We start from the raw sequence: 13593 nt of genomic DNA, 5'->3' as shown, positions 1-13593 counted from the left end.
GCCACCCACACGGAGCCGTCTTTTTCAGACGGCTCCGTTTTTTGTGCCCATAAGAATTCTATGGGCAGAAGAGGATTACTCCTCTTCCAATGCCTCTACGGCTTTCTGCAGGTCGTCTTTGCTGACTTCTTTATCCGCAACCTGGGCCAGCTCGACGATATAGTCGATGACTTTGTCTTCGAAGATCGGCGCGCGCAGTTGCTGCTGCATCTGAGCGTTCTGCTGCACGAACTCAAAGAACTGGCGTTCCTGACCAGGGTATTGGCGCGCCTGGTTCATGATCGCTTGGGTCATCTCGGCATCGGTGACTTCAACTTCGGCCTTCTGGCCCAGCTCGGCCAGCAACAGGCCAAGACGCACGCGGCGTTCGGCCAGCTTGTTGTGCTCGTCAGTCGGTTCGATCTCTTCGTGGTCGTGGCCTTCCACTTCCGGGTTTTCTTCGTGCCACAGCTGGTGTGCGATCTGCTTGGCCTCGGCATCTACCAGCGACGGTGGCAGATCAAACGAAACCTTCACGTCCAATGCGTCCAGCAGAGCACGCTTCATCACCGCCCGCGAAGCACCGCTATATTCCGCTTCCAGACGTTCTGAAATCTGGCCTTTCAGCGCTTCCAAGTCTTCTGCACCAAATTTGGTGGCCAGCTCATCGTTGATCTCGGCGGCGACGGGTTCTTTCACATCCTTGACGGTGCAGGTAAACACAGCGTCTTTGCCGGCCAGATGCTCGGCACCGTACTCTTCGGGGAAGGTGACGTTTACGTCTTTTTCTTCCTCGGCCTTTACGCCAACCAGCTGCTCTTCGAAACCGGGGATGAAGCTATTGGAACCCAGAACCAGCGGATAGTCTTCAGCGGATCCGCCCTCGAACTCTTCGCCATCAACCTTGCCGACAAAATCGAACACAATCTGGTCGCCGTCCTTGGCTTTCGAGCCTTTGCGGCGGGATTTGAAATCCTGCGCGGTTTCGGCCAGGTTGCCCAGCGCTTCTTCAACGGCCGCGTCATCGGCTTTGACAACCAGCTTTTCCAATTCAACCGATTTCAGGTCGACCTCAGGGATGGCAGGCAGGGCCTCATAAGACATCTCGACATGTACGTCGTCGCCTTCTTTCCAATCCTCATTGGTCATCTTCACCTGAGGCTGAAGTGCCGGACGCTCACCGCTGTCTTCGAAATGCTGGTTCATTGCACCGTCGATGCTTTCTTGCATCGCCTCGCCAAGCAGACGCTGACCGAACTGCTTTTTCAACAGTGCCATCGGTACCTTGCCTTTGCGGAAGCCCTTCATCTCGACTTCAGGCTGTGCTTCGACCAGTTTCTCGTTAACTTTGTCGTCCAGCTCAGCTGCGGATACGACAATGTTATAGCCGCGTTTCAGACCTTCGTTCAGCGTCTCGGTAACCTGCATTATGGTAGTCCCCATAGGATTCGGGGCGCGCAAAACGGCGCGCCGGGCAAATTTGAGGCCTTCTATTTGCCCAGCCGCCCGCGTGCAAGGGGCAAAGCCCGGATCAGCCTTGTTTTGCCGCCGATTTGACCAAAAAAACGCCCCGGACCTGGCCGGAGCGTTCTTGAGGAATTGTTCGCGGGATCAGAACTTCCAGCGCGCACCCAGCACCCAAGCCTCGTTGTCATCGAAACTCGTGGTGTCATCAAAATCATGGTTACGGTATTTCAAGTAGGCATCGGTATTAATACTGTCGATGCGCTGTACCACAGCGATACCCCAGGCCTTAGTACTCGAGCCGTCGATCGAGAAATCAGATCCGTCGAAATAGTCGATGCCGATACCAGTCTTACCCCATGACACCCAATCGTCTTCATACGCAAGCTTCGCATACCAATAATTCGGGTCACTGGCACCGCTGGAAGTGTCATCTCTTGTACCCAAAGCTGCGGTTACACTGAAACCACTGGGCAGCAGAACCGAGGCGGACCCGATTGTGTCTTTTCTCTCCCCGGATCTGCTATCGTAATCGCGCACGGCGTAGGCGAGGGATGCAGCAATCTCCACCCCGTTGGATAAGGTATTTCCATAGGACACCGACACATCGTAGTAATCATCGTCATCGCTGCTGGACAGGATGTTTTGACCATAGGCTATGGCTGCTGAAAACCCATTGAAATCCGGCGTGTCATAGCGAATGCGCCCGCGCCGTGATCCATCGAAGTTATCAGAGGTGTCACCAACGGTAATGCCGCTGAGCATACCATCAGCCTCACGGTAGAAAAATGCGCCATTCTCATCGTTGGTAAAGGAATAGAGCGCGGTACCAACATAGGACAGATCGGATTCTGCCGCCCCGTCCGAGGCCATGCTGCCCTGCCCGGCAGAGAACTTACCAAAGCCCCCCTTCAGCGCAAAATCGACATGCCGAATATCTTCGCGGTTCCAGCCATCGGTGTTTGTCCCATCCTGATTGGCGCTCCCCGTGCTGGGCAGGCCCAGACCGGATTCGAACCGGAAGGTAAACTCATTGCTGCCATAGGGTTGCATCAAGAACAGCCCGACCCGGCTGTTTGACAGATCATTGTCCAGCAAACGGGTTTCCGTTTCATCGCCGTCGTCAACCGAGACAATGACGGGGTTAAACTGGCCATATAGCTCAACATAACCGCCGCTGTTATTGTTATATCTAAGCTCTGCCGCTGCTGGGATGGCCGATGCAGCGGTCAGGCAGGTCGCAATCGTGCTTATTGATACTTTCTGGGTCATAGTCATTCACCATAATGGATCCATTTACGGGCACTGCTCGCTTGTGCGCGATTTCTCTATGATCCCCTGTCTCGGGCCCATTCAGCTCGCGCATCTTGTGCGAATATAACCGCAGCTGAAGGGTGTTAATTTGATCTACTTCAAAACGATAGAATATATGTCATCCAAGTCACCCAGACCGCTTGCCGCGATACTGACGCCTGACCTGAATTTCACCATACGCTCATTTTGGGGCATCGAATACTGCAGCGGCGGATTTTCGCCGAGGCGATTAAGAACCCACTTCCCGCAAAACCCGTGGCAACTGTTCGGGCAAATCTTCGGCGATCAACCCCGGCCCGAAAGATCGCGCACATTCCACATGCAGCCATGCCGCAGTTTCCGCGGCCTGCAAAGGCGAGAACCGCCGCGCCAGCAACCCGGTGATAAACCCCGCCAACACGTCCCCGGCCCCGGCTGTCGCCAACCAGGGCGCCGCACGTTCATAAACGGCCGAATTCACTGAGCATTGCCCGTTCGGATCCGCAATCACGGTATCGGGTCCCTTGAACAAAACCACGCACCCTGCCCGCCCGGCAGCCTCTCGGGTGGCGTCCACTTTGGAATAGGCCGGACCCTTGATGGGAACCGCTTTCAGTTTTTCCGCAATGTCCGGGAACAACCGTGCAAACTCGCCGCCATGCGGAGTGAGAACACAGTTTTCATGCAGCATCTCGAACAGGGCTGCAGGATCATCCGCAAAAGCCGTCAGTGCGTCAGCATCCAGAACCGTCGCCCGCTCCGCAGCCAACGCAACCGGCACCAGATCGCGCGCACGGTCCAGCCCCAATCCGGGGCCGAGACACAGAGCGTTCAGCCGCTCATCCTCTAGGATTTTCGAGAGACCATCCGCGCTCTCGACCCGCTGCAACATGACCGCCGTCACTTGCACCGAAACCTCCATCTGAGCCGCAGGAGGCACGCCCAGAGTCACCAGCCCCGCCCCAATCCGCAGCGCCCCCCGCGCTGCCAGCCGCGCAGCGCCGGTTTTGCCGGGGCCTCCGGTCATGATCAAGGCGTGGCCGTGCGAGTATTTGTGCTCAAACGAAGCCTTGCTGAGACTCTGTGGCAATCCACTTTCATCTACCAATCGAGACAGCACTCTCCCCAAACGTCGCTCGCTATGCAGATCAGCCAAAGACATGCGCGAGATCGAACCGAGATCGCTTGGTGAAGACAGCCCAATGTCAACTATGACGGTCTTTCCACAGAACTGGGCCCCTACGTCCAGAAGATGTCCACGCTTTTTGCTATGAAACGTCACTGTTAGGTGGGCGCCAACAATTACACCTTCGTCCCCCAGAATCCTACCGCTATCAGCGCAAAGACCAGACGGAATGTCGACCGAAACGACGCGCGGCCACCACGGATCGGCATCCGCCTCTGAACCTATCTGAAGCTTGGAAAGAGCAGGTTTCAATCCACCAATCTGACGTATCAGCCCTGTTCCAAACAAAGCATCCAATATCAAATCAGGGCCTTGCGAACTTGACGGTCGGGCTGCGTGTTTCTCCAACTTGGAAACTTCACGTTTGGTCGGTGTCGGCAGGGTAAGCTTAGAAACTTCACCCAGCTCCAGCCACCGCTCATAATTCACCCGCGCATCCGGCGGCAGCTTCTCTAGGTCGCCATACAGAAACACCGCGACCTCCCACCCTTGCTCCCGCAAAAGCCTGGCCACGACGAACCCGTCCCCACCGTTGTTTCCTGGCCCACACAAGACAACTGCCCGCAACGGATCCTCTTCATCTGGCCGCGGATACGTCAGGGAACGCGAGGGGCTGGCCCCTCGCCTGTCCAACTCTGGCCACTCCTCGAAAATCGCCTCGACAACACCCTGCCCAGCCCGTTCCATCAGCTCAAGACCGGTCACCTCACCGGACTCAATGGCCGCTTGTTCGATCGCCCGCATCTGTGCTGCAGTCAGTAAATCTGTCATGCTGAACCCTCGTGCGATTCAATTTTGACTATTTTTTGTGCAAACTGTTCAAAATTTCACCGGCCACCCAATTTCCATGCAACCCGGCATCGCCATTTTCTCATTCACATTGCCGCCCGATCTTAGACGTGGTCAGTGCCATCCTGACAAGAGTTAAAGGGAGCCCGGTATGAAGAAGATCGAAGCGATCATCAAGCCGTTCAAACTGGACGAAGTGAAAGAGGCGCTGCAGGACGTCGGAGTCCAGGGCCTCAGCGTGATCGAGGTCAAGGGGTTTGGCCGTCAGAAAGGTCACACTGAACTTTACCGCGGCGCGGAATATGTGGTCGACTTTCTGCCCAAGGTGAAGGTCGAGGTTGTGCTGGACGACGATCTGGTCGATGCCGCCATCGAAGCCATCGTTTCCGCCGCCAAAACCGACAAGATCGGCGACGGCAAGATCTTTGTCTCACCCGTCGAACAAGCAATTCGCATCCGTACCGGCGAAACCGGTTCGGACGCACTGTAACAAGACCAAATCTTCAATTCAGAGGAATCAAGAGAATGAGCAAGGACGCAGTTCTTCAGCTAATCAAGGACGAAGGCGCCGAATATGTCGACGTCCGCTTCACTGACCCGCGCGGCAAACTGCAGCACGTCACCCTGGTAGCCGATCAGGTAGATGAAGACTTCCTTGAAGAAGGCTTCATGTTCGATGGCTCTTCCATCGCTGGCTGGAAGTCCATCGAAGCCTCGGACATGAAACTGATGGTCGATACCAACAGCGCCTATGTCGATCCGTTCTACGCAGAGAAAACCATCTGCGTGCATTGCTCAGTTGTCGAGCCCGACACCGGCGAAGCTTATGAGCGTGACCCGCGCGGCACCGCCCAGAAAGCCGAAGCCTACTTGAAAGCAACCGGTATCGGCGACGTGGCCTATATGGGTCCTGAAGCCGAGTTCTTCCTGTTCGACGACGTTCGTTTTTCCAACAGCATCAACAAAGTATCTTACGAAGTTGATGCAACTGATGCGTCCTGGAACACCGACACCGAATACGAGATGGGCAACATGGGCCACCGCCCGGGCGTTAAGGGCGGTTACTTCCCGGTCAACCCGATCGACGAAGCCCAGGATCTGCGTTCGGAAATGCTGTCGACCATGAAGCGTCTGGGCATGAAGGTCGACAAGCATCACCACGAGGTTGCGTCGTGCCAGCACGAGCTTGGCCTGATCTTTGACAGCCTGACCAAACAGGCAGATGAGCTGCAGAAGTTCAAATACATCATCCACAACGTGGCGCATGCATACGGCAAATCGGCGACCTTCATGCCGAAGCCAATCGCAGGCGACAACGGTACCGGCATGCATGTGAACATGTCGATCTGGAAGGACGGCAAGCCTCTGTTTGCTGGCGACAAGTATGCTGATCTGTCGGACGAGGCACTGTTCTTCATCGGTGGTATCCTGAAGCACGCCAAGACATTGAATGCCTTCACCAACCCGGCGACCAACAGCTACAAGCGACTGATCCCCGGATTTGAAGCCCCCGTCCTGCGTGCTTACTCGGCTCGTAACCGTTCGGGTTGTGTCCGTATTCCGTGGACTGAAAGCCCGAAAGCCAAGCGCGTCGAGGCCCGCTTCCCCGATCCGGCAGCGAACCCCTATCTGGCGTTTGCCGCTCTGCTGATGGCCGGTCTGGACGGCATCAAGAACAAGATCGATCCGGGCGAAGCCATGGACAAGAACCTCTACGATCTGCCTGCCGAAGAACTGGCCGACATCCCGACCGTTTGCGGCTCGCTGCGTGAGGCTCTGGAAGCTCTGGCATCGGATCACGACTTCCTGCTGCAGGGCGACGTGTTCACCAAAGACCAGATCGACGGCTACATCGCGCTGAAGATGGACGAAGTCGAAACCTACGAACACACGCCGCACCCGGTTGAGTACGGCATGTATTACAGCTGCTGATCCAGAATTTTCGTCGAAAATTCTAAAGGGGCGTCCATCGGGCGCCCCTTGTTTCGTTTGGCCCGATCTTTCACACTTGCCATTACCCCGGTTAGGAGAGATCGCATGTCAGCCGAAACCGCATTCGCCCCGTTCTCGGATTTCGTCACTTCGAAAGAGGAACTGGAACGCATCACCGGCGCGCCCCTTCCCCAGATCATCGCCAAGGAACAAGCCGCGCTGGACGGCATGTGCCGCGACTTTATTGCCAAGTCGACCTTCTGCCTGATCGCTTCGGCCAATCCGGGTGGTTATCTGGATATCTCTCCTCGTGGGGATCCCGAAGGGTTTGTTCGGGTGATCTCAGACACTCTGATCGCCATTCCCGACCGCCCAGGCAACAAGCGGACTGACACGTTTCACAATATAATACAGGACCCGCGTGTTAGTGTGATCTTCCTAGTGCCTGGCAAGTTGGAGACTTTGCGCATCCGAGGAACCGCGCGCATATGTATTGACCCGGACTTGCTGAACAGTATGGCAGTGAATAATCGCGCGCCTAAGCTAGCCCTTATGATTCATATCGAGACCGCTTTTGCACATTGCCCTAAATGCGTCATCCGGTCGGATCTGTGGCAACCTGAAAACTGGCCAGATTCATCAGGGCTTCCCAATATGAACGCCATGATGGTCAAGCACGCCAAAATCGACAAAACGCCGGATGAATGGTTTGATAGCCTGAAGGGCACCGGGGAACTCGACCTTTATTAACCCCTTTTCGTGTGCGGCTTCCCTGCCTAGGCTGCCCCTGTCATTTCATTGGATCGGATTACAAGATGCTTCGGCTTGCTCTTATTTTGGCAATTTCTCTACCTGGCTTTGCGGCAGCGGCCCCCTGTGGCAACACCGGAAATGGATTTGAGACCTGGAAGCGGGATTTCGCGAAGCAGGCCCAGCGCGCGGGAGTAAAAAAGAAGGGATTGCAGGCGCTGAGCCAAAGCCAATATGCCACCCGAACCATTGCTGCGGACAGAAACCAAAAGAGTTTTAAATACTCGCTGGACAAATTCATGCAGATACGCGGCGCGGATACTATCGTTGCACAAGGCCGCAAGCGCAAAGCAAGGAACCCTCAGTTCTATGCGACGCTTGAGCGTCAGTATGGGGTACCAGCAGGCATCCTGATCGCTATCCACGGAATGGAAACAGGATTTGGGAATTTCATGGGTGACAGTCAGGTTGTGTCAGCAATAACCACTTTGGCCTATGATTGTCGCCGATCCGAGTTCTTCATCCCCCACGCTATCGGAGCACTGAAGCTGGTCGATCAAGGCAGCATTACGACCAACACCGTTGGTGCCAAACACGGTGAACTGGGACATACACAGTTTCTGCCGGGCAATGCCTTGGAATACGGTGTTGATGCCACCGGTGACGGTCAGGTCGATTTCTACAACATGACCGATGCGCTGGCCTCGACCGCTAATTTCCTGCGTAAAAAGGGCTGGAAGCCCGGACGCGGATATCAACCGGGCCAACCGAATTTTGCGGTCATTCAACAGTGGAATGCCGCGACGGTGTACCAAGAATCCATCGCAATCATGGCTGCTCGAATCGACGGATGATTGTGTCGGTCTGTCATGTAGGGCGACCGCAATTCAGACACATTGTCGCCACAGACGCTAAATAGCCCTTAAAATGCCTAGGTTTCCAATGCGTAATCAATCTTGCCGATTTCTCATTTTTTTCCATTTCCGCCCAATTCTTTCCCTTATCTGTTGATAATTTGAGTCATCTGACGGAATGCACAAAGGAATGCGCAGTGACTCCGAAGCACAGCTATCACGGCGGCCTGCAGTTCACAGGCAAGACCAATGGCGCGATCGAGCGGTTTGGTGCCATCGTGGCGGCGACCCTGGAAGATTACGGCCATCTTATTGAGCGCAAAACGATCTTGAACACGACCGAGGCGAGCATCGTCTCAAGTCAGTACCTCGTGCGCCTTACGCTGGATACCCAACTGGCTGAAACAGAAGACCGGTTTGAACGGCGGGACCGTGCGGCCGGTCTGAGAACCGTCTCGAAACCCCGGGTGACCCTGCCCGAAAACCGGTTGACGGTCACAATTACCCCAGTATCCGCCTTGCTGGACGACAGCGAGATCTCGGAGCTTATGCTTGTTGTGATCCTGTATCGCATGGTTGATATCTGTGCGACTCAGCGCGTGGAATGGCTGTCTCCGAATACAGTCCTGACCATGGAACAATTCATGAGTGCTTTTGACACTCTGGCGCCCGTTAAACAGCGGGACAGAAAACAAATTTTCGAATCCGTTTCCGGGCCGTTTGCAGGTCTTGAATTAACGGAGACAGAAGATCTGGATGAGCCAAGAAACAAAACGCAGACCTCACATGCGCGGCCAATCCAGCTGTCAGACGAGCAGTTGCTTAGCATTGCTTTTCGGACAGAACCGATCGAGCAGAAACCGGATGATCGGACCGACACTCCCCCCCTCGACCACGAGAAACCCAATGATATCCTGCGACTTACCAGTTGGGGACTTACGGGTGCCGTGGCCAGCGTGTCGGTCCCGATCGCGGCCTCGATGGCTGCCGTCAACCTGATCCGAGGTGAAGATTTCCGCCTGAATACTCAGGTACTTGCCTATTCGGTTGCAATATCAGCGCTCAGCACCAGCGGTGCCTTTGCCGGTGTGGCAACTGCTTTAGGCATGTAGGCTAATTCCAATAAGACCCTCCTAAGAAGCCCCGCCGTCAGGTGGGGTTTTCTTTTTGGCGAAGGCTTCCAGCCTCAAGAACATAGGTGTGGATCGAAAAAACCACAGCCCGCGTTTTCGGCAGCCGCAACAATGTTTGCCTCTCGCTGCGCAAATAGCACGCGGCTCCGGGTGAACTGACCTCGCGCGGTTCTGTAGCGCTTCGAGGCTGATGCAGATCGGCATCCTCATACCACAGCGCATTAAACCGCCAGAGCGGCTTATCGGGCTGAATTCCATCAAACAACCGCTGGACACGGCGCGCGATGCTTTCGTCGTAGCTGTTGACCGGTACATGGATGTCGATCAGGGGACGCATGAATTTTTCTGACAGTCGCCAACTGGCTGGAAAACACAAAACCGCGCCAGTCAAAACATGTTCGTCCCCTTGCTTTTGCAAGATACAGATATCCTCCTGCACCAGTCTGCAAAGGGTTTCCATTGGGGCCTGCCGATCAATCTGGACCTTCTGCCCATCGGCTCTCGTGACGAGGTCTGAGCATCCGGGGTACGCATATTGCAACACCAGGTCCAAGACTTCTTGTGCGGCTGGTTCGGCTTCGAGCGCCAGCGCAAGAACATCAGCGTGACGCTCTTTCAGCAACGCTTCCCGATATTCCATCTGGGCCGCGAACGCTTCGTCCTGATGCAACCAAGTTTCCATACTGGCGGGCTGAATACCCGGCAGCGGGCGGGGTTTCAAAGGATCATAGGGAGTAGAGGTCTGCAAAATGGTCGTCATGAACCCGACCTAACATCGGCACTTCGACTTGTCGGTCAAAAAGCGACGGATGGCGGTCGCAAATTATCAAGACGCTGAAAGAATGCTTCTTCACGCTCGATAGACAGGCAGGGAGGGCTACTATGAACCGTCACCATAGAGATATCCGCAAGATCGACCCCACCAAAGGCACAGCGCTTGGGGACGGCACGCCCAATGATTTGGACCGGATCGAGATCGGCCCCACACAGCTGGCCTTCGCCGAATGGGAAGCCGCCGGGCTGTCCTTGCCGAACCTTGAGAGGATGCGTGAGTTTAGGTGGAAACGTCTGACCAAGGCCATCGTTGATCGTGGCTATGGTGGCTTGTTGATGTTTGATCCTCTGAACATTCGATACGCCACAGACAGCACCAACATGCAGCTCTGGAACACGCATAACCCCTTCCGCGCGGTGCTGTTATGTGCCGACGGGTATATGGTGATCTGGGATTATAAAAACTCACCTTTTCTAAGCAAATTCAACCCATTAGTGAAGGAACAACGTTCGGGCGCCGACCTGTTCTATTTCGATCGCGGCGACAAGGTCGATGTTGCCGCGGATGTACTCTCGAACGAAGTGCGGGCGCTGATTGATGCGCATGGCGGCGGTAACAAGCGGCTGGCTGTGGACAAGATCATGCTGCACGGTTTGCGCGCCCTTGAGGCCCAGGGGTTCGAGATCATGGAAGGCGAGGAAGTCACTGAAAAGTCCCGCGCCGTGAAAGGCCCGGACGAAATTCTGGCGATGCGATGTGCCAACCACGCCTGCGAGACCGCGGTGGCCGAGATGGAGGCATTTGCCCGCGCTAATGTCGGAGACGGAAGAACCTCGGAAGACGACATCTGGGCCATTCTGCATGCCGAAAACATCCGGCGCGGCGGGGAATGGATCGAAACCCGCCTGCTGGCCTCAGGCCAACGCACCAACCCGTGGTTTCAGGAATGTGGTCCCCGGATCACGCAAAAGAATGAAATCATCGCCTTCGATACCGATCTGATCGGGTCTTACGGCATCTGCATCGATATCTCGCGCACCTGGTGGATCGGGGACGAAAAACCCCGCCCGGATATGGTCTATGCCATGCAGCACGCGCATGAGCATATCATGACCAATATGAAGATGCTGAGACCCGGTGTTACGATCCCTGAACTGACCGCCAACAGTCACAGGCTGGATGACAAGTTTCAGGATCAGAAATACGGTTGCCTGATGCACGGCGTTGGCCTGTGTGACGAGTGGCCTCTGGTCGCCTATCCGGACAAGGCCGTTGCAGGTGCCTACGATTACCAACTGGAACCGGGCATGGTTCTGTGCGTCGAAGCCGCGGTTGGCGAGATAGGTGCAGATTTCTCAATCAAACTCGAAGATCAGGTTCTGATCACTGAGGATGGGTATGAAAACCTGTCCACCTATCCCTTTGACCCACAGCTTATGGGGCTGGCCTGACCCCTCAGTTCGGCCAGTTTGACCGTTTGACGTTCCCATGCCAGTCCTCGATTTCCGCGCTGGCAAAAGATGTCGGCTGTGTCCAGCTCTGACCCGCGGCAAAACTGACGACCGCAGTTACGGCGATAGCGATCAGTAAATCTACTCGAAGATTTGTGCCATGTGGCTGAGAAGTGAGATGTACCATTGTTGCCTCCGTGGCTGGTTGTGTTCGACAGGCTCAAGATGAGGGTGGCATTCGCTTTATTAAAGTGAATGTTTGATTGGCAATGCATCACAAAAGTTGATGCAATCTATCGCACCAGAACTCCGCCGGCCCCTGACCCAGTCTCACCTTCCCGTGACGCTTCTTACATAGGGGTTGAGACCCCTCGCTGGCGGCCACAATATTGAGGCACCTCATGACGTAAGGAACTGCCATGCCCACCGAACGCATCACCTTTGCCGGTCACGACGGCCACCAACTGGCTGCACGCCTCGACCTGCCGGACGGGCCTGTCCTTGCTACGGCATTGTTTGCCCATTGCTTTACCTGTTCAAAAGATATCCCGGCCGCGCGCAGGATCGCAGCCCGTCTGGCAGCGATGGGTATCGCGGTATTGCGGTTTGATTTCACAGGCTTGGGTCATTCAGACGGCGAATTTGCAAACACCACTTTCACCTCGAATGTTGAGGATCTGATCGCCGCCTCACGGTATCTGGCTGGACGGAACATGTCCCCGTCTCTGCTGATCGGGCATTCTCTCGGAGGGGCAGCGGTTCTGCGCGCCCGAGCTGGTATTTCGAGTGTTAAGGCCGTTGTTACGCTGGGCGCACCTGCCGATCCAGGGCATGTCTCGCACCATTTCGACGCCGCACTGTCGGAAATCCAACAAGAGGGATCGGCCGAGGTCACTTTGGGTGGTCGCCCGTTCCGTATTGGCAGAGCGTTCGTCGAAGATATCGCCCAATCCGCGCTAACCCCTGCGATTGCGGATTTGAAGGCAGCGCTGCTGATACTTCATGCGCCACGCGACGAAACGGTTAGTATCGACAATGCAAGCGCGATCTTTCTGGCAGCCAAACATCCCAAAAGCTTCGTGACGCTGGACGACGCTGATCACCTGATTACGCGCGCGGCGGATGCGGAATATGCTGCAGATGTAATAGCGGCTTGGATTACGCGCTATGTGGTGCTGCGCCCGCCTGCCCCACCACCGGGTGCGCCCGAAGGCGTAGTGCGGGTGACAGAGGCCGATCCCAACGGATTCCAGCAAGACATTCAGTCCGGCCCCAAGCATCATGCTGTTGCGGACGAACCGGCCTCATATGGAGGCACCGACCGCGGTATGTCGCCCTATGGCTTTGTGTCATCGGGTCTGGGAGCCTGTACTTCGATGACAATCCGGATGTATGCGCGGCGCAAGGGCTGGCCACTAACAGGCATCACTGTCGATGTTTGCCATAACAAGGTCCACGCACAGGATGCGGGTCTGATCACTGACAACAAGGTCGATCTGTTCCGCCGCAAAATCCGGCTCGAGGGCCCCTTGGATCAGGATCAGCGCGCACGTCTGCTTGAAATCGCCGACAAGTGCCCTGTTCACAGGACACTTGAAGGAACAGCGAAAATCACGACGGAATTGCTGTCGTGATCCGCATCAGCGCCGCCGCGGTGACGGGCGGTGAATAGGCGGCCGGGCAACTGGTGGCCGGGCAACCGGTGGACGTGCCGGGGGCTTGGCGACAGGGGGGCGTGGGCGCGCCGGGGGCTTGGTGACCGGAGGTTTGGGTTTGACCGGAGGCTTACCCTGCGGTGGACGATTTACATCAATGTCCACATCAACGTCGTGATAGTAGTCGTTCCAAAGCATCGAGTCATAGAACGGATCATATCCGTATCCCACACCAACCGTCACGCCGTCGCAGGCAGACAAGGTGATACTGGTCAAACCGAATACCAGCGTGGCGATCGACCGTTTCATCAGCTTACGAGTCATCCAAACCT

13 protein-coding genes are annotated in these 13593 nt (G+C 55.8%); 7 read left to right on the top strand and 6 right to left on the bottom strand.

What is annotated here, in order from left to right; all coding sequences use genetic code 11:
• Positions 1 to 75 precede the first annotated feature (75 nt).
• The 3 genes from tig to AC2FGB_RS00955 all read right to left on the bottom strand — a co-directional run bounded on the left by tig (position 76) and on the right by AC2FGB_RS00955 (position 4693).
• Positions 76 to 1407, bottom strand: coding sequence for a trigger factor (gene tig / locus AC2FGB_RS00965; RefSeq protein WP_142635092.1), 1332 nt, complete (start codon positions 1405 to 1407; stop codon positions 76 to 78).
• 183 nt (positions 1408 to 1590) lie between these two features.
• Positions 1591 to 2715 carry a porin gene (locus tag AC2FGB_RS00960; protein WP_246097124.1) on the bottom strand — a complete coding sequence of 375 codons (1125 nt, stop codon included), beginning with the start codon at positions 2713 to 2715 and terminating at the stop codon, positions 1591 to 1593.
• A gap of 271 nt (positions 2716 to 2986) precedes the next feature.
• Positions 2987 to 4693, bottom strand: a complete 1707-nt coding sequence (locus AC2FGB_RS00955) for an NAD(P)H-hydrate dehydratase (protein WP_496688451.1) — start codon at positions 4691 to 4693, stop codon at positions 2987 to 2989.
• A 169-nt stretch (positions 4694 to 4862) separates the two neighbouring features.
• On the opposite strand from AC2FGB_RS00955, the gene AC2FGB_RS00950 reads away from it, so the two are divergent.
• The 5 genes from AC2FGB_RS00950 (at position 4863) to AC2FGB_RS00930 (ending at position 9359) form a co-directional block, all read left to right on the top strand.
• Positions 4863 to 5201, top strand: coding sequence for a P-II family nitrogen regulator (locus tag AC2FGB_RS00950; protein ID WP_142633129.1), 339 nt, complete (start codon positions 4863 to 4865; stop codon positions 5199 to 5201).
• A gap of 35 nt (positions 5202 to 5236) precedes the next feature.
• Positions 5237 to 6643 carry a type I glutamate--ammonia ligase gene (gene glnA, locus AC2FGB_RS00945; protein ID WP_142633127.1) on the top strand — a complete coding sequence of 469 codons (1407 nt, stop codon included), beginning with the start codon at positions 5237 to 5239 and terminating at the stop codon, positions 6641 to 6643.
• Between the two features lie 105 nt (positions 6644 to 6748).
• Positions 6749 to 7393 carry an MSMEG_1061 family FMN-dependent PPOX-type flavoprotein gene (locus AC2FGB_RS00940; protein WP_281994452.1) on the top strand — a complete coding sequence of 215 codons (645 nt, stop codon included), beginning with the start codon at positions 6749 to 6751 and terminating at the stop codon, positions 7391 to 7393.
• 65 nt (positions 7394 to 7458) lie between these two features.
• Entirely contained in the window at positions 7459 to 8247 is a 789-nt protein-coding gene (locus AC2FGB_RS00935) for a lytic murein transglycosylase (protein ID WP_281994451.1), read from the top strand.
• 197 nt (positions 8248 to 8444) lie between these two features.
• A complete protein-coding gene (locus AC2FGB_RS00930; protein WP_281994450.1) occupies positions 8445 to 9359 on the top strand; it encodes a hypothetical protein in 915 nt (304 codons plus the stop codon).
• Between the two features lie 37 nt (positions 9360 to 9396).
• On the opposite strand, the gene AC2FGB_RS00925 is transcribed toward AC2FGB_RS00930, so the two are convergent.
• Positions 9397 to 10140, bottom strand: coding sequence for a heme-dependent oxidative N-demethylase family protein (locus tag AC2FGB_RS00925; RefSeq protein WP_496693392.1), 744 nt, complete (start codon positions 10138 to 10140; stop codon positions 9397 to 9399).
• A 122-nt stretch (positions 10141 to 10262) separates the two neighbouring features.
• Between AC2FGB_RS00925 and dddP the strand changes: the two genes are divergently transcribed.
• The gene (gene dddP / locus AC2FGB_RS00920) at positions 10263 to 11606 is read left to right on the top strand and encodes a dimethylsulfonioproprionate lyase DddP (protein WP_496693391.1); all 1344 of its coding nucleotides are present in this window, start codon (positions 10263 to 10265) and stop codon (positions 11604 to 11606) included.
• 4 nt (positions 11607 to 11610) lie between these two features.
• On the opposite strand, the gene AC2FGB_RS00915 is transcribed toward dddP, so the two are convergent.
• Positions 11611 to 11793 carry a hypothetical protein gene (locus AC2FGB_RS00915; protein WP_496693390.1) on the bottom strand — a complete coding sequence of 61 codons (183 nt, stop codon included), beginning with the start codon at positions 11791 to 11793 and terminating at the stop codon, positions 11611 to 11613.
• 232 nt (positions 11794 to 12025) lie between these two features.
• On the opposite strand from AC2FGB_RS00915, the gene AC2FGB_RS00910 reads away from it, so the two are divergent.
• Positions 12026 to 13240 (top strand): bifunctional alpha/beta hydrolase/OsmC family protein, encoded by a 1215-nt coding sequence (locus tag AC2FGB_RS00910; protein WP_496693389.1) that lies wholly within the window; start codon positions 12026 to 12028, stop codon positions 13238 to 13240.
• Between the two features lie 6 nt (positions 13241 to 13246).
• On the opposite strand, the gene AC2FGB_RS00905 is transcribed toward AC2FGB_RS00910, so the two are convergent.
• Positions 13247 to 13585, bottom strand: a complete 339-nt coding sequence (locus tag AC2FGB_RS00905; RefSeq protein ID WP_496693388.1) for a hypothetical protein — start codon at positions 13583 to 13585, stop codon at positions 13247 to 13249.
• Positions 13586 to 13593 lie beyond the last annotated feature (8 nt).

This window comes from Ruegeria sp. CDSC021, assembly GCF_059610845.1.
Note: the sequence above shows the minus strand (reverse complement) of the source record. Positions and strands in the feature narration are given on the sequence as shown.